At 66.6% G+C, this 17,064-nt stretch carries 10 protein-coding genes and 3 rRNA genes; 6 read left to right on the top strand and 7 right to left on the bottom strand.

Features of this window, described 5'->3' with window-relative positions; all coding sequences use genetic code 11:
• Nucleotides 1-222: 222 nt before the first annotated feature.
• Genes OG357_RS24170 through OG357_RS24150 form a run of 5 tightly spaced genes read left to right on the top strand, consistent with a single transcriptional unit; the run spans nt 223 to nt 5,639 of the window.
• Nucleotides 223-1,437, top strand: coding sequence for a hypothetical protein (locus OG357_RS24170; protein WP_329623141.1), 1,215 nt, complete (start codon nt 223-225; stop codon nt 1,435-1,437).
• Between the two features lie 4 nt (nt 1,438-1,441).
• Nucleotides 1,442-2,134: a DUF4129 domain-containing protein gene (locus OG357_RS24165; protein WP_329623140.1), complete on the top strand. Its 693-nt coding sequence runs from the start codon at nt 1,442-1,444 to the stop codon at nt 2,132-2,134.
• Nucleotides 2,131-3,336 (top strand): DUF4350 domain-containing protein, encoded by a 1,206-nt coding sequence (locus tag OG357_RS24160; RefSeq protein ID WP_329623139.1) that lies wholly within the window; start codon nt 2,131-2,133, stop codon nt 3,334-3,336. Before OG357_RS24165 ends, OG357_RS24160 begins: the two co-directional genes overlap by 4 nt.
• On the top strand, nt 3,333-4,316 hold the full coding sequence (locus OG357_RS24155; RefSeq protein ID WP_329623138.1) for an AAA family ATPase: 984 nt from the start codon (nt 3,333-3,335) through the stop codon (nt 4,314-4,316). Before OG357_RS24160 ends, OG357_RS24155 begins: the two co-directional genes overlap by 4 nt.
• Before the next feature lie 12 nt (nt 4,317-4,328).
• Complete coding sequence (locus OG357_RS24150) at nt 4,329-5,639, top strand: DUF58 domain-containing protein (RefSeq protein WP_329623137.1); 1,311 nt, start codon at nt 4,329-4,331, stop codon at nt 5,637-5,639.
• Between the two features lie 97 nt (nt 5,640-5,736).
• Here the strand turns inward: OG357_RS24150 and rrf are convergent.
• From rrf to OG357_RS24130, 4 genes are all read right to left on the bottom strand, one after another.
• Nucleotides 5,737-5,853: ribosomal RNA gene (gene rrf / locus OG357_RS24145) — 5S ribosomal RNA — on the bottom strand.
• Nucleotides 5,854-5,936: 83 nt separating this feature from the next.
• Nucleotides 5,937-9,057 (bottom strand): 23S ribosomal RNA (locus tag OG357_RS24140).
• Between the two features lie 288 nt (nt 9,058-9,345).
• Nucleotides 9,346-10,871, bottom strand: a 16S ribosomal RNA gene (locus tag OG357_RS24135).
• Together the 16S, 23S and 5S rRNA genes form the textbook arrangement of a ribosomal RNA operon.
• A gap of 590 nt (nt 10,872-11,461) precedes the next feature.
• Entirely contained in the window at nt 11,462-12,469 is a 1,008-nt protein-coding gene (locus OG357_RS24130; RefSeq protein ID WP_329623136.1) for a stage II sporulation protein M, read from the bottom strand.
• A 119-nt stretch (nt 12,470-12,588) separates the two neighbouring features.
• On the opposite strand from OG357_RS24130, the gene OG357_RS24125 reads away from it, so the two are divergent.
• Entirely contained in the window at nt 12,589-13,464 is an 876-nt protein-coding gene (locus OG357_RS24125; RefSeq protein WP_329623135.1) for an RDD family protein, read from the top strand.
• Between the two features lie 17 nt (nt 13,465-13,481).
• Here the strand turns inward: OG357_RS24125 and OG357_RS24120 are convergent, their stop codons facing one another.
• The 3 genes from OG357_RS24120 to OG357_RS24110 all read right to left on the bottom strand — a co-directional run bounded on the left by OG357_RS24120 (nt 13,482) and on the right by OG357_RS24110 (nt 17,047).
• Nucleotides 13,482-14,096: a hypothetical protein gene (locus OG357_RS24120; protein WP_329623134.1), complete on the bottom strand. Its 615-nt coding sequence runs from the start codon at nt 14,094-14,096 to the stop codon at nt 13,482-13,484.
• A 153-nt stretch (nt 14,097-14,249) separates the two neighbouring features.
• Entirely contained in the window at nt 14,250-15,704 is a 1,455-nt protein-coding gene (ahcY, locus tag OG357_RS24115) for an adenosylhomocysteinase (RefSeq protein WP_329623133.1), read from the bottom strand.
• 377 nt (nt 15,705-16,081) lie between these two features.
• Entirely contained in the window at nt 16,082-17,047 is a 966-nt protein-coding gene (locus OG357_RS24110; protein ID WP_329623132.1) for a cation diffusion facilitator family transporter, read from the bottom strand.
• Between the last annotated feature and the right edge of the window lie 17 nt (nt 17,048-17,064).

The raw sequence follows: 17,064 nt of genomic DNA, 5'->3' as shown, positions 1-17,064 counted from the left end.
GCACGGATCGCGCGTCCTGGTCGGGTATTCGCACAGTGTGCCGCCTACCGGCCGGACAATGAAGGTCCGGACAAAGGTACGAACGACAAGGCCGCTCCCGCCCACGGGCGCGTCCCGCGTGGCACGATGGCACCCGGCCCGCCGCCGTGTCAGGTGTCGGCCGCCGTGACCGAGCCGGTTCGCCGATCCGGCACCGCGACCATTTCCCCGAGGTGGACGACCGTGAACGACACTCCGGGCTGGACCTCGCCCGGATCCGCCCCCTCCGACGGCCAGGACGGTTCCGGGATCCCCCGGCCCACCACTCCCGCCGACGCGAACGGTTCCGCCCCTCAGTGGTCCAAGGACCAGCCGCCCGCCGGCCAGTGGACCCCGCCCACCGGCCAGACGCCACCCCCGGCCCCGGGCCGGAACTGGGGACCCCCTCCCCCGAACACCCACTGGGGCAAGCCGCCGGCCGCGAAGCCGGGCGTGATCCCGCTGCGCCCCCTGGGCATGGGCGAGATCCTCGACGGCTCGGTGAAGACCCTGCGCACCTACTGGCGCACGGTGCTGTCCTTCTCGGTCACGGTCGCCGTGATCTCCCAGATCGTCAGCATTCTGGCCGAGCGGTATCTCGTCCCCGCGACCCCGGCGATCAGCCCCGACGCGACACCCGCCGAGCAGCTGGAGCAGTCGATCCAGTCGGCCGAGAACTCCCTGATCGGTCTCGGCCCCGCCCTGCTCGTCACGTTGATGGCCTCCGTGTTCTGCGCCGCCCTGCTGACGGTCGTCATCAGCCGCGCCGTCGTGGGCCGCCCGGTCTCGCTCGGCGAGGCCTGGCGCGAGGCCCGGCCTCGCCTGCTCCAGCTCACCGGGCTGACCCTGCTGCTGGCCGCACTGAGCGCGGGCATCATGTTGGCCGGTCTGCTGCCCGGTCTCCTGATCGGCGGCGCCGCCGGCGTGGCCCTGATCCTGCTCCTCGGGCTCGGCGCCACAGCGGCGATGGTCTGGCTGGTGATCCGCTTCAGCCTCGCCTCCCCCGCCCTGATGCTGGAGCGGCAGGACATCATGACCTCGCTGAAGCGCTCGGCCAAGCTCGTGCAGGGCGCGTGGTGGCGGATCTTCGGCATCACGATCCTCACCCAGCTGCTGATCTTCATCTTCGCCATGATCATCGCGATCCCGTTCGCCATCGTCGGCATCGCGGTCGACGGCGACGGCTTCGCCGGCCTGCTCGACGGTTCCTCCACCTCCTTCGGCTGGCCGTTCCTGATCGTCACCGGCATCGGCGGCGTACTCACCAGCGCGGTCACCTACCCGATCTCGGCCGGCGTGACGGTCCTCCTCTACGTGGACCAGCGCATCCGCCGCGAAGCCCTGGACCTCGAACTGGCCCGGGCCGCCGGACTCCCCGGCTACGGCCCCACTCCGGGCGCCGAGACCATCGGGGGCTGATGCCGTGACGGTCCCGGGGGGAACGACCGCACCACTCACGCTCCTGCGCGCCGACGGCGACGTACCGGTGGACATCTCCCGCATCCCCGCCCGCGAGGCGGCGGAGCGGGAGCTGTCCGAGCCGATGTACCACGCGAACGACCCGAACTTCCTCCAGCGCGGCCTCGACCGCTTCTGGGAGTGGGTCGACGACCTCTTCGGCGCGGCCTCCGGAGCCACCCCCGGCGGCGGCGTGGGAGTCGTCGCCGTCTTCCTGATCGTCATCGCCCTTGTCGCCGCCCTGTGGTGGCGACTCGGCACCCCCCACCGGTCGCCCGGCACCACCGGCGACTCCCTCTTCGCCGACGGCCCCCGCACCGCCGACGAGCACCGCGCGGCCGCCGCCCGCCACGCCACCGCCGGCCACTGGAACGAAGCCGTCCAAGAACGCATGCGGGCCATCGTCCGCTCCCTCGAAGAACGCGTCCTGCTCGACCCCCGCCCCGGCCGCACCGCCGACGAGGCCGCCGCCGAAGCCGGCCGCTCACTCCCCTCCCACGCGGACGACCTGCGCCTCGCGGCCCGCGCCTTCGACGACGTGACATACGGCGGCCGCACCGCCGACGAGCCCGCGTACCGCCGCATCGAGGAACTGGACACCGCCCTGGAGCGGACCCGCCCCACCCTCGACGCCGCTTCCCCGGGGACGCCCTCATGAGCCGACCGGCCGTCGAGTCCACCTCGACCGCCCTGTCCGCCCGCCAGATCTGGACCCGCGCCCGCGGCGCCGCCCTCGTCCTGGCCCTGATCCTCATCGGCGGCATCGCTCTCGCGACGATCCGCTCCACCGAATCCCACGGCGCCCTCGACCCCCGTTCCGCCGACCCCACCGGCAGCCGTGCCGTGGCCGAGCTCCTCAGGGACCGCGGCGTCACGGTCACCACAGCCACCACGCTCGACGAAGCGACGGCGGCCACGGACACCCGAGCCACCCTCCTGGTCACCACGCCCGACCTGCTGACGGAAGCTCAACAAGCCGCTCTGCGCGAGACGATGACGCACTCGGCCGCACGCACCGTCCTCCTCGGCGCCGGCCTCGCCTCCCTCCCCACCCTGGCCCCGCAAGTCACCAGCGCCGCCGACACCCCGGTGACGAACCGCGCCCCCGCCTGCACCCTGCCCGCCGCCACGCGCGCCGGCAGCGTCGAGCTCGGCGGCGAGCGCTACGTGATCACCCCCGGCACCGAGGCCGATGCCTGCTACCCGTCCGACGGCAGGCCGACCCTGGTCCGCCTCCCCGGCGACACCGGCACCGCCGACACCGTCCTCCTCGGCTCGCCCGACATCCTCTACAACAACCGCCTCGACCAGCAGGGCAACGCCTCGCTGGCCCTCCAACTCCTCGGCTCCCAACCCCATCTCGTCTGGTACCTCCCCTCCCTCGCCGACACCTCGGCCACCGCCGACGCACCCACCGGCGACACCACGGACAACTTCCTTACGCTCATCCCCTCCGGCTGGCTGTGGGGCACGCTCCAACTCGCCGTCGCCGCCCTGCTCGCGGCCATCTGGCGCGGCCGCCGCCTCGGCCCCCTGGTGACCGAACGACTCCCCGTCGCCGTCCGCGCCTCCGAGACCACCGAGGGCCGCGCCCGCCTCTACCGCAAGGCGAACGCCCGCGACCGCGCCGCCACCGTCCTTCGCACGGCGACCCGCACCCGCATCGCCCCCCTCCTCGGCGTCCCCGTCCAGGACGCCCACTCCCCCGAGCGCCTCCTCCCCGCTCTCTCCACCCGTCTCCCCGAGACCGGCGCGGACCCCCGCACGCTTCTCTTCGGCCCGGCTCCCGCCGACGACGCCACCCTCATCCGCCTGGCGGACCAACTCGACGCCCTCGAAAGAGAGGTACGCACCTCATGAGCGCCCCGACCCCCGAGACCGCTACGGACTCGGACAGCGCCCGCGCCTCCCTGGAGGCCCTGCGCACCGAGATCGCGAAGGCCGTGGTCGGCCAGGACCCCGCCGTCACCGGTCTCGTCGTCGCCCTGCTCTGCCGGGGACACGTGCTCCTCGAAGGCGTCCCGGGAGTCGCCAAGACCCTCCTGGTCCGCTCGCTCGCCGCAGCTCTCGAACTCGACACCAAACGCGTCCAGTTCACCCCCGACCTCATGCCGAGCGACGTCACCGGCTCGCTGGTCTACGACACCCGGACCGCCGAGTTCTCCTTCCAGCCCGGCCCGGTCTTCACCAACCTGCTGCTCGCCGACGAGATCAACCGCACACCCCCGAAGACCCAGTCCTCGCTCCTTGAGGCCATGGAAGAGCGTCAGGTCACCGTCGACGGCATCCCGCGCCCGCTCCCCGAGCCCTTCCTGGTCGCCGCGACCCAGAACCCCGTCGAATACGAGGGCACCTACCCTCTCCCCGAAGCCCAACTGGACCGCTTCCTCCTGAAGCTGACGGTCCCTCTGCCCTCACGCACCGACGAGATCCAGGTCCTCACCCGGCACGCCGAGGGCTTCGACCCCCGCGACCTGAAGGCCGCCGGCGTCCGCCCGGTCGCGGGTCCCACCGAACTCGAAGCCGCCCGGGCCGCCGTGGCCAAGGTCGCGGTCTCCCCCGAGATCGCCGGCTATGTCGTCGATATCTGTCGTGCCACGCGTGAATCCCCCTCACTCACGCTCGGGGTCTCCCCCCGAGGCGCCACCGCCCTGCTGTCCACCGCCCGCGCCTGGGCCTGGCTCACCGGCCGGGACTACGTCACCCCGGACGATGTGAAGGCCCTCGCGCTCCCCACCCTGCGTCATCGCATCCACCTGCGGCCCGAGGCCGAGATGGAGGGAGTCACCGGTGACTCCGTCATCAACTCGATCCTCGCCCACGTCCCCGTCCCCCGCTGAGAAGAGCGCCCCATGGCCCTCACCGGACGAACCGCGCTGCTCGCCGCCCTCGGATCGCTCCCCGTCGGCATCCTCGCCCCCAGCTGGGCGGGGATGCTCGCGGTGAACGCGCCCCTCTCACTAGCAATTCTGTGCGACTACGCCCTGGCCGCGCCAGTACGAACGCTCCAATTCACCCGAAGTGGTGACACATTCGTTCGACTCGGTGACGCGGCAGAGGTGCAGCTGACGGTCACCAACCCGTCCCGCCGCCGCCTCCGCGCCCAGCTCCGCGACGCCTGGCCGCCCAGCAGCTGGCTTCCCGGCACCGAGCAGGCCGCCTCACGCCAGAAGCTCACGGTCCCCGCCGGCGAGCGCCGCCGTCTCACCACGAGCCTGCGCCCCACCCGCCGCGGCGACCGCCGAGCCGAACGGATCACCGTCCGCTCGTACGGCCCCCTGGGCCTCGCCGCCCGGCAGGGCAACCACGAGGTCCCCTGGACCGTCCGTGTCCTGCCGCCCTTCACCAGCCGCAAGCACCTGCCCTCCCGCCTGGCCCGCCTCCGCGAACTGGACGGCCGCACCAGCGTGCTGACCCGCGGTGAGGGCACCGAGTTCGACAGCCTCCGCGAGTACGTCCCGGGTGACGACACCCGCTCGATCGACTGGCGGGCCACGGCCCGACAGACCGCGGTCGCCGTCCGCACCTGGCGCCCCGAGCGTGATCGCCACATCCTCATCGTCCTCGACACCGGCCGCACCTCGGCCGGCCGCGTCGGCGACGTTCCCCGGCTGGACGCGGCGATGGACGCCGCCCTCCTCCTCACCGCGCTCGCCTCCCGAGCCGGCGACCGCGTGGACCTCGTGGCCTACGACCGCCGTCTCCGCGCCCAGGTCCAGGGCCGGTCCGCGGGTGACGTCCTGCCCGCGGTGGTCAACGCCCTCGCCCCGCTCGAACCGGAGCTGGTGGAGACGGACGCCCGCGGCCTCGCCGCCACTGCCCTGTCGCGCGCCCCGCGCCGCTCACTCGTCGTCCTTCTGACGGCCCTCGACGCGGCCCCGATCGAAGAGGGCCTCCTCCCGGTACTGCCGCAGCTCGCGCAGCGCCACACGGTCCTGGTGGCCTCCGTCGCCGATCCGAAGATCGCCACCATGGCAGGCACCCGCGGCACGGTCGAAGGCGTCTACGAAGCCGCCGCGGCCACCCAGACGCAGTCCCAGCGCGTCCGTACCGCGGACCAGCTCCGCCGCCACGGCGTCACTGTCGTCGACGCCTCCCCCGAGACCCTCGCTCCCGCCCTGGCCGACGCCTACCTCGCCCTGAAAGCAGCCGGCCGCCTCTGACACGGACATCCACCTTCGGCCCACCACCGAAAGGAATACTCCCTGTAAACGCAGAAAAGCCCCGCACCATAAGGTGCGGGGCTTTCCCACAATGATTGTTCGGCGGCGTCCTACTCTCCCACAGGGTCCCCCCTGCAGTACCATCGGCGCTGAAAGGCTTAGCTTCCGGGTTCGGAATGTAACCGGGCGTTTCCCTAACGCTATGACCACCGAAACTCTATGAAGATATGAACCGCCGCACCACCCAAAGGGGGCGTGTTCGTTACTTCAGAACTAACACAGTGGACGCGAGCAACTGAGGACAAGCCCTCGGCCTATTAGTACCGGTCAGCTCCACCCATTACTGGGCTTCCACATCCGGCCTATCAACCCAGTGGTCTACTGGGAGCCTTACCCTCTCAAGGAGGTGGGAATACTCATCTTGAAGCAGGCTTCCCGCTTAGATGCTTTCAGCGGTTATCCCTCCCGAACGTAGCCAACCAGCCATGCCCTTGGCAGGACAACTGGCACACCAGAGGTTCGTCCGTCCCGGTCCTCTCGTACTAGGGACAGCCCTTCTCAATATTCCTACGCGCACAGCGGATAGAGACCGAACTGTCTCACGACGTTCTAAACCCAGCTCGCGTACCGCTTTAATGGGCGAACAGCCCAACCCTTGGGACCGACTCCAGCCCCAGGATGCGACGAGCCGACATCGAGGTGCCAAACCATCCCGTCGATATGGACTCTTGGGGAAGATCAGCCTGTTATCCCCGGGGTACCTTTTATCCGTTGAGCGACGGCGCTTCCACAAGCCACCGCCGGATCACTAGTCCCGACTTTCGTCCCTGCTCGACCCGTCGGTCTCACAGTCAAGCTCCCTTGTGCACTTACACTCAACACCTGATTGCCAACCAGGCTGAGGGAACCTTTGGGCGCCTCCGTTACCCTTTGGGAGGCAACCGCCCCAGTTAAACTACCCATCAGACACTGTCCCTGATCCGGATCACGGACCGAGGTTAGACATCCAGCACGACCAGAGTGGTATTTCAACGGCGACTCCACCATGACTGGCGTCACGGCTTCAAAGTCTCCCACCTATCCTACACAAGCCGAACCGAACACCAATATCAAACTGTAGTAAAGGTCCCGGGGTCTTTTCGTCCTGCTGCGCGAAACGAGCATCTTTACTCGTAGTGCAATTTCACCGGGCCTATGGTTGAGACAGTCGAGAAGTCGTTACGCCATTCGTGCAGGTCGGAACTTACCCGACAAGGAATTTCGCTACCTTAGGATGGTTATAGTTACCACCGCCGTTTACTGGCGCTTAAGTTCTCAGCTTCGCCACACCGAAATGTGACTAACCGGTCCCCTTAACGTTCCAGCACCGGGCAGGCGTCAGTCCGTATACATCGCCTTACGGCTTCGCACGGACCTGTGTTTTTAGTAAACAGTCGCTTCTCGCTGGTCTCTGCGGCCACCCCCAGCTCACGGAGTAAATCCGATCACCAGTGATGGCCCCCCTTCTCCCGAAGTTACGGGGGCATTTTGCCGAGTTCCTTAACCATAGTTCACCCGAACGCCTCGGTATTCTCTACCTGACTACCTGAGTCGGTTTAGGGTACGGGCCGCCATGAAACTCGCTAGAGGCTTTTCTCGACAGCATAGGATCATCCACTTCACCACAATCGGCTCGGCATCAGGTCTCAGGCTTAATGTGTGACGGATTTGCCTATCACACGCCCTACACCCTTACCCCGGGACTACCACCGCCCGGGCTGGACTACCTTCCTGCGTCACCCCATCGCTTACCTACTACCACCTTGGGTCGACGGCTCCACCACTTTCCTTTCCCCGAAGGGTCCGGAACGGCTTCACGGCCTTAGCATTAATGGGCTCGATATTGGGCGTTTCAAAGCGGGTACCGGAATATCAACCGGTTGTCCATCGACTACGCCTGTCGGCCTCGCCTTAGGTCCCGACTTACCCTGGGCAGATCAGCTTGACCCAGGAACCCTTAGTCAATCGGCGCACACGTTTCTCACGTGTGTATCGCTACTCATGCCTGCATTCTCACTCGTGAACCGTCCACAACTAGCTTCCGCTGCTGCTTCACCCGGCACACGACGCTCCCCTACCCATCACAGCGGGCGTTGGCCCTATTGCTGCAATGACACGACTTCGGCGGTACGCTTGAGCCCCGCTACATTGTCGGCGCGGAATCACTTGACCAGTGAGCTATTACGCACTCTTTCAAGGGTGGCTGCTTCTAAGCCAACCTCCTGGTTGTCTCTGCGACTCCACATCCTTTCCCACTTAGCGTACGCTTAGGGGCCTTAGTCGATGCTCTGGGCTGTTTCCCTCTCGACCATGGAGCTTATCCCCCACAGTCTCACTGCCGTGCTCTCACTTACCGGCATTCGGAGTTTGGCTAAGGTCAGTAACCCGGTAGGGCCCATCGCCTATCCAGTGCTCTACCTCCGGCAAGAAACACACGACGCTGCACCTAAATGCATTTCGGGGAGAACCAGCTATCACGGAGTTTGATTGGCCTTTCACCCCTAACCACAGGTCATCCCCCAGGTTTTCAACCCTGGTGGGTTCGGTCCTCCACGAAGTCTTACCTCCGCTTCAACCTGCCCATGGCTAGATCACTCCGCTTCGGGTCTTGAGCGCGCTACTAAATCGCCCTATTCGGACTCGCTTTCGCTACGGCTTCCCCACACGGGTTAACCTCGCAACACACCGCAAACTCGCAGGCTCATTCTTCAAAAGGCACGCAGTCACGAGAAACAAGCAAGCTTGTTTCCGACGCTCCCACGGCTTGTAGGCACACGGTTTCAGGTACTATTTCACTCCGCTCCCGCGGTACTTTTCACCATTCCCTCACGGTACTATCCGCTATCGGTCACCAGGGAATATTTAGGCTTAGCGGGTGGTCCCGCCAGATTCACACGGGATTTCTCGGGCCCCGTGCTACTTGGGTGTCTCTCAAACGAGCCGTTAATGTTTCAGCTACGGGGGTCTTACCCTCTACGCCGGACCTTTCGCATGTCCTTCGCCTACATCAACGGTTTCTGACTCGTCTCACAGCCGGCAGACTGTGAAAGAGAGATCCCACAACCCCGCATGCGCAACCCCTGCCGGGTATCACACGCATACGGTTTGGCCTCATCCGGTTTCGCTCGCCACTACTCCCGGAATCACGGTTGTTTTCTCTTCCTGAGGGTACTGAGATGTTTCACTTCCCCTCGTTCCCTCCACATGCCCTATGTGTTCAGGCATGGGTGACAGCCCATGACGACTGCCGGGTTTCCCCATTCGGAAACCCCCGGATCAAAGCCTGGTTGACGGCTCCCCGGGGACTATCGTGGCCTCCCACGTCCTTCATCGGTTCCTGGTGCCAAGGCATCCACCGTGCGCCCTTAAAAACTTGGCCACAGATGCTCGCGTCCACTGTGTAGTTCTCAAACAACGACCAGCCACCCATCACCCCACCGGACAAGCCGATGAGTTCACTGGGGCCGGCATCACGAAGGCAACGACCATACGGCCGTACCCTCAGATACCCAACAACGTGCCAGGCACGATCCTCCGCATCCCCGTCACTTTCCACGCCGAAGCAGTACTTGTGAGGAGATCCTTGAGACCGTGCCAACTAATCAACGTTCCACCCATGAGCTGACCGTGCAGAACGTTTGTCTGCAATCGGTACTGTGCTCCTTAGAAAGGAGGTGATCCAGCCGCACCTTCCGGTACGGCTACCTTGTTACGACTTCGTCCCAATCGCCAGTCCCACCTTCGACAGCTCCCTCCCACAAGGGGTTGGGCCACCGGCTTCGGGTGTTACCGACTTTCGTGACGTGACGGGCGGTGTGTACAAGGCCCGGGAACGTATTCACCGCAGCAATGCTGATCTGCGATTACTAGCAACTCCGACTTCATGGGGTCGAGTTGCAGACCCCAATCCGAACTGAGACCGGCTTTTTGAGATTCGCTCCGCCTCGCGGCATCGCAGCTCTTTGTACCGGCCATTGTAGCACGTGTGCAGCCCAAGACATAAGGGGCATGATGACTTGACGTCGTCCCCACCTTCCTCCGAGTTGACCCCGGCGGTCTCCTGTGAGTCCCCATCACCCCGAAGGGCATGCTGGCAACACAGGACAAGGGTTGCGCTCGTTGCGGGACTTAACCCAACATCTCACGACACGAGCTGACGACAGCCATGCACCACCTGTATACCGACCACAAGGGGGGCACTATCTCTAATGCTTTCCGGTATATGTCAAGCCTTGGTAAGGTTCTTCGCGTTGCGTCGAATTAAGCCACATGCTCCGCTGCTTGTGCGGGCCCCCGTCAATTCCTTTGAGTTTTAGCCTTGCGGCCGTACTCCCCAGGCGGGGAACTTAATGCGTTAGCTGCGGCACCGACGACGTGGAATGTCGCCAACACCTAGTTCCCAACGTTTACGGCGTGGACTACCAGGGTATCTAATCCTGTTCGCTCCCCACGCTTTCGCTCCTCAGCGTCAGTAATGGCCCAGAGATCCGCCTTCGCCACCGGTGTTCCTCCTGATATCTGCGCATTTCACCGCTACACCAGGAATTCCGATCTCCCCTACCACACTCTAGCCTGCCCGTATCGGATGCAGACCCGGGGTTAAGCCCCGGGCTTTCACACCCGACGTGACAAGCCGCCTACGAGCTCTTTACGCCCAATAATTCCGGACAACGCTTGCGCCCTACGTATTACCGCGGCTGCTGGCACGTAGTTAGCCGGCGCTTCTTCTGCAGGTACCGTCACTTTCGCTTCTTCCCTGCTGAAAGAGGTTTACAACCCGAAGGCCGTCATCCCTCACGCGGCGTCGCTGCATCAGGCTTTCGCCCATTGTGCAATATTCCCCACTGCTGCCTCCCGTAGGAGTCTGGGCCGTGTCTCAGTCCCAGTGTGGCCGGTCGCCCTCTCAGGCCGGCTACCCGTCGTCGCCTTGGTAGGCCATTACCCCACCAACAAGCTGATAGGCCGCGGGCTCATCCTTCACCGCCGGAGCTTTTAACCAGCTCCCATGCGGAAGCCGGTGTTATCCGGTATTAGACCCCGTTTCCAGGGCTTGTCCCAGAGTGAAGGGCAGATTGCCCACGTGTTACTCACCCGTTCGCCACTAATCCACCCCGAAGGGCTTCATCGTTCGACTTGCATGTGTTAAGCACGCCGCCAGCGTTCGTCCTGAGCCAGGATCAAACTCTCCGTGAATGTTTGCCGGTAATCCGGCGATACACTCGCGTTGAGCGGAACGATCGAGTCGGAATAAGACCGATCGTTCACAGCGTCCTCGCTGTGTGCCACCCGGCTAGGGGTGGACTTTTTCAAAGGAACCTCGACCATCCGAAGATGGACGGGGTATCAACTAATCTGGCGTTGATTTTTGGCACGCTGTTGAGTTCTCAAGGAACGGACGCTTCCTTTGTACTCACCCTCTCGGGCTTTCCTCCGGGCTTCCCTTCGGTACTTCGTGTTCTTGCGTTTCCGACTCTATCAGATCTTTCCGATCCGATTTCCTCGGTGCTTTCCGGTCCCTTTTGTTTTCACTCCGGGGGCCTTTCGGCGTTTCCGACTTTATCAGATTCATTTCGGCCGACCTAATCGGTGGCTTTCGTGATTCGAATGAGAATCGGAATGACTCCGGGGAAGAATTCCCGACTGGAGTGAGTAAGACTCTACTCGGTTGCTGCCGAACTGTCCAGTTCCAGGCAACCGTTTGAATCTACCTCCCCACAGCAGCCGTGTCAAGGGCTTTTGTGGGCACCGGAGGAGACTAGCAGGTCAGCGGGGTGGTCCGCACATCAGGCTGCGGTGGGGAGTGCCGCGCTGCGGTCGGGTTCGTCGAGGTCACCCGTGGCGCCGGCGCGGGAGGCGCGGCCGCCCAGGATGTAGACGTACGCGAGAAAGGCCAGCTCAGCTGCGATGCCGATGGCGATGCGGGCCCAAGTCGGCAGGCCCGAGGGGGTGACGAAGCCTTCGATCAGGCCCGAGACGAAGAGGACGAGGGCCAGGCCGATGGCCATGCCGACGGCCGCGCGTCCTTGCTCCGCCAGAGCGGCGCGGCGGGTGGTGGGGCCGGGGTCGATGACGGTCCAGCCGAGGCGGAGGCCCGTGCCGGCGGCGACGAAGACCGCTGTCAGTTCGAGCAGGCCGTGGGGAAGGATCAGGCCCAGGAAGACGTCGAGACGGCCCGCGGAGGACATGAGGCCGATGCCGACGCCGAGGTTCAGCATGTTGAGGAAGAGGATCCCCAGTACGGGGATGCCCAGGAACGCGCCCAGGACCAGGCACATGGCGGCGGCCTGGGCGTTGTTCGTCCAAACCTGGGCCGCGAAGGACGCCGCCGGGTGGCTGGAGTAGTACGTCTCGTACTGGCCGCCGGGGCGGGTCATCTCCCGGAGCTCCGTGGGGGCGCCGATCGAGGACTGGACCTCCGGGTGCGTACCGATCCACCAGCCGATGAGGACGGCCAGCAGGGTGGAGACGAGTGCTGTCGGGATCCACCAGTGGCGGGAGCGGTAGACGGCCGCGGGGAAACCGGAGGTGAGGAAGTGGGCAGCGTCGCGCCAGGAGGAGCGGCGGGTGCCGGTGACCGTGGCGCGGGCCCGGGCGACGAGCTGGGTCAGGCGGGCCGTGAGCTGGGGGTCCGGGGCGGTGGACTGGACGATGGAGAGGTGCGTCGCCGTGCGCTGGTAGAGGGAGACGAGTTCGTCGGCTTCGGCGCCTGTGAGCTTGCCGCCCCTGCGCAGGAGGAGGTCCAGGCGTTCCCACTCGGCGCGGTGGGCGGTGACGTAGACGTCGAGGTCCATGATCGGCTGCTGCTCCAGGCACTTGCTGCGGACAGGTCCGTACTACTGCGGCGCGCTGCGGATCAGCTTGGCAGACTGGCGTTCGGAGAGTCTCGGAGAGTCTGGGAGAGGTGGGCGCCGTGAGTGGGGTGGTGACGGGGGACGCCGTCGTCCTGGGGCTGCAGTCGGCGCGGCTGCCGAGCCGGGCGTTGGCGGTGCTCATCGACCTCGTCGTCGTGTGGGCCGTGTATCTGCTGGTCATGATCGGGCTGGCGTTCGCGACGGCGTCCTTGGACGAGGCCGCGGCGACGGCCATATCGATCGCCTGTTTTCTGCTGGTGCTGGTGGGTGCGCCGATCGCGGTGGAGACGCTGTCGCACGGGCGGTCGCTGGGGAAGCTGGCCTGCGGGCTGCGGGTCGTGCGGGACGACGGAGGGCCGATCCGGTTCCGGCACGCGCTGGTCCGGGGGGCGATGGGCGTCGTGGAGATCCTGATGACCTTCGGGGCGATCGCCTGTATCGCCTCGCTCGTGTCCGAGCGGGGGCGACGGATCGGGGATGTGTTCGCGGGGACTCTGGTCGTGCGCGAGCGGATACCTGCTGCTCGGGCTCTCGTCGTGCCTCCGCCGCCGCCTTGGCTGGTGGGGCGGTTCGCCGGGATCGATCTGTCGTCGGTACCGGAGCGGTTGTGGCTGGAGATACGTCAGTACCTGACGCGGGCGGGTGAGCTGGACCCGTTCGTGGGGCGGCGGCTCGCCGAGCGGCTGGCCGACGAGCTGGTGGCGGTGACCGGGACGCCTCCGCCGCCGGGGGTGCCTGCCGACGCCTTTCTGGCGGGGGTCGTCGCCGAGCGGCAGGCGCGGGACTCCCGGCGGGCGTTCGCCCCGTCGTCGGTGGAGGGCCTGTCGGCTGCTCCTGTCGTCGCTCCGGTCGTCGTGACGCCGGTGGTGCCGGCGGCCGGTGCGGTGCGGGACGAGGACGGGCCTCGGGCCACCGGGTTCGCTCCGCCCGCCTGACGGTCAGCGGAAGACGGTCAGGGGAAGACCGAGGGCGGTGTTTCCAGGGCTTCCAGTTCGATGCCGGGGGCGGCGAGGACCACGTCGCCGGCGATGTGGACGGTGTGCCGCTCCCCCGTGTCCAGGGTGCTGACCTGGTACTCGTCGACGATCAGGGGGCCGTTGTCAGTGGCGTGCGCTTCACTCTTCAGCAGGGCCCAGGACTGGTCGACCGTGAGGGGGGCGAGCACCGGATCCGTGAAGGCGACGAGCCTGAGGCGGGTCTCGGGGGACTCGGGGGTGAGTCGCAGGAGTCGCGTGATCGCGACGAGGAACGCCGGGGACGTGCCGGTGAAGGCGTGGGCGCGCACATTGCCTTCGGTGGCGTGGGTTCCGGTGGGGTCCGTGCGGACCCAGGTGACGCCGTCGAGGGCCGCGCCGCGGACCTGCCAGCTCGCGGCGTTGAGTTCGAGACGGATGGGGCGGCCGAGTTCGTCGACGGCCAGGTCGACGGAGCCGAGGTGGTCGCCGGAGGGGGTGACGGTCTGGGAGACGTAGCGCCAGCCGGAGGGGCCGGGGGCGCAGTGGAAGTGTTCTTCACCGAGGGGGGTGTGGTCGTGCGGGTCATGGAGCGAATATCGGCCGCGGGGCATGGATCGGTCCTCGGGAGGGTGCGCTTCCGGAAGCGGTGGTGAGGGCTGGACGGGGCAGGCCCCCCGACACGGGGGTGCGGGGGGCCTGCCTTGATCCTCTACGGGTGTCCGGGGCGGCGTCGCGTCAGCGCGCGGGGGCCGCCGGCCGGGGCATCAGTAGCGGTAGTGGTCCGGCTTGAAGGGACCGTCGACCGTGACGCCGATGTACGAGGCCTGCTCCGGGCGGAGGGTCGTCAGCTTGACGCCGAGGGCGTCGAGGTGGAGACGGGCGACCTTCTCGTCCAGGTGCTTCGGCAGCGTGTAGACGTCGGTCGGGTACTCCTCCGGCTTCGTGAAGAGCTCGATCTGGGCCAGGGTCTGGTCCGCGAAGGAGTTCGACATGACGAAGGAGGGGTGGCCGGTCGCGTTGCCGAGGTTCAGCAGGCGGCCCTCGGAGAGGACGATCAGGACCTTGCCGTCGGGGTAGGTCCAGGTGTGGACCTGCGGCTTGACCTCGTCCTTGACGACACCGGGGGTGTTGGCGAGGCCGGCCATGTCGATCTCGTTGTCGAAGTGGCCGATGTTGCCGACGATGGCCTGGTGCTTCATCTTGGCCATGTCGGCGGCCATGATGATGTCCTTGTTGCCCGTGGTCGTGATGAAGATGTCGGCGGTCTCGACGACGTCGTCCAGGGTCGTGACCTGGTAGCCGTCCATGGCCGCCTGGAGCGCGCAGATCGGGTCGATCTCGGTGATGATGACGCGCGCGCCCTGGCCGCGGAGGGACTCGGCGCAGCCCTTGCCGACGTCGCCGTAGCCGCAGACGACGGCGGTCTTGCCGCCGATGAGGACGTCGGTGGCGCGGTTGATGCCGTCGATGAGGGAGTGGCGGCAGCCGTACTTGTTGTCGAACTTCGACTTCGTCACGGCGTCGTTCACGTTGATCGCGGGGAAGAGGAGCTCGCCCTCGCGGTGCATCTCGTACAGGCGGTGGACGCCCGTCGTGGTCTCCTCGGTCACGCCGCGGATCTCGGACGCCAGCTGGGTCCACTTCTGCGGGTTCTCGGTGAGGGTGCGGTTGAGGAGACGGAGGATGTAGCCGTACTCCTCGCTGTCCGCGGTGGACGGGTCCGGGGCGGAGCCGGCCTTCTCGAACTCGACGCCCTTGTGGACGAGGAGGGTGGCGTCACCACCGTCGTCGAGGATCATGTTCGGGCCGCCGGTGGGCGTGTTCGGCCAGGTCAGGGCCTGCTCCGTGCACCACCAGTACTCCTCCAGGGTCTCGCCCTTCCAGGCGAAGACCGGGACGCCCTGCGGGTTCTCCGGGGTGCCGTTCGGGCCGACGGCGATGGCCGCGGCTGCGTGGTCCTGGGTGGAGAAGATGTTGCAGGAGGCCCAGCGGACCTCGGCGCCGAGCGCGACGAGCGTCTCGATGAGGACGGCGGTCTGCACGGTCATGTGCAGGGAGCCGGTGACGCGGGCGCCGGCGAGCGGCTGCTGCTCGGCGTACTCGCGGCGGATCGACATCAGGCCGGGCATCTCGTGCTCGGCGAGGGTGATCTCCTTGCGGCCGAAGACGGCCAGGGAGAGGTCGGCGACCTTGAAGTCCTGATGGGCGGCAGTCGTCATGACTGTGCTGCTCCTCATGTGGTGGGAGTGCGAGGGTCGGTTGGCACCTGGGCACCACGGGCGGACCTGGGCACACGAATGCCCGGGCGTTTCCACGGTGCCGTCGTCGGAGGCCCTCTCTCCCTCGGCCGGTCCGCTGGACCGCCCGACCGCCATCAGCAGCGACGTCTGGCTGATCTCGAATCTACACCGACAGGTGCGGCCGCCCACAGTCCGCATCGGAGGCAGTTCGGGCGGGTTCACGTCAGTTCTGGCCAGCGGTGGTCCGTTCTGGCTTGATCAACTCGATGAGTCGTGCGAGCGCACCATGCCCCCGTGACCTGGAGGTCGCGGGGGCATGGTGGTGGTGGCGGGGTCGGTGGCCTCGCCGTGGTGGGTCAGTGGGCGGAGTCGCCCGGTGCCTTGGCCGGGTTCTCGCCCGCCGCGGCCGCGGTCTCGCTGAAGATGTCCGGCTCCAGGTAGATCACCCTGGCGATCGGGACCGCCGCGCGGATGCGCTCCTCGGCCGCGTTGATGGCGTTCGCGACCTCGGTCGCCGTCTCGTCGTGGCGGACCGCGACCTTGGCCGCGACGAGCAGCTCCTCGGGGCCGAGGTGCAGCGTGCGCATGTGGATGAGGCGGGTGACGGTGACACCGTCGACGACCGCCGCCTCGATCTTCTCGACGTCGTCGATACCGGCCGACTCGCCGAGGAGCAGCGACTTGGTCTCGGCGGCGAGCACGATCGCGATCGCGATGAGCAGGACGCCGATGCAGAGGGTGCCGATGCCGTCCCAGACGCCGTTGCCGGTGCCGAGGGCGAGGCCCACGCCCGCGAGGGCGAGCACGAGACCGACGAGGGCGCCGAGGTCCTCCAGGAGGACGACGGGGAGCTCGGGGGCCTTCGCCCGGCGGACGAACTGCGTCCAGGTGAGGCCGCCGCGGACCTCGTTCGACTCCTTGATCGCGGTCCGGAAGGAGAAGGACTCGGCGATGATCGCGAAGACGAGGACGCCGACCGGCCAGTACCAGGCCTCGATGGCGTGCGGGTCCTTGATCTTCTCGTAGCCCTCGTAGATGGCGAACATGCCACCGACGGAGAAGAGCACGATGGAGACGAGGAAGGCGTAGATGTAGCGCTCGCGGCCGTAACCGAAGGGGTGCTGCGGGGTCGCCTCGCGCTGGGCCTTCTTGCCGCCGAGGAGCAGCAGGCCCTGGTTGCCGGAGTCGGCGAGCGAGTGCACGCTCTCCGCGAGCATCGAGGACGACCCACTGAAGAGGTACGCCACGAACTTGGCTACGGCGATCGCGAGATTGGCGGCGAGTGCCGCCACGATCGCCTTGGTTCCGCCTGACGCGCTCATGGGTGTACGAGGTCCCT

This window comes from Streptomyces sp. NBC_01255, assembly GCF_036226445.1.
In the GTDB taxonomy this organism is placed as follows: domain Bacteria; phylum Actinomycetota; class Actinomycetes; order Streptomycetales; family Streptomycetaceae; genus Streptomyces.
Note: the sequence above shows the minus strand (reverse complement) of the source record. Positions and strands in the feature narration are given on the sequence as shown.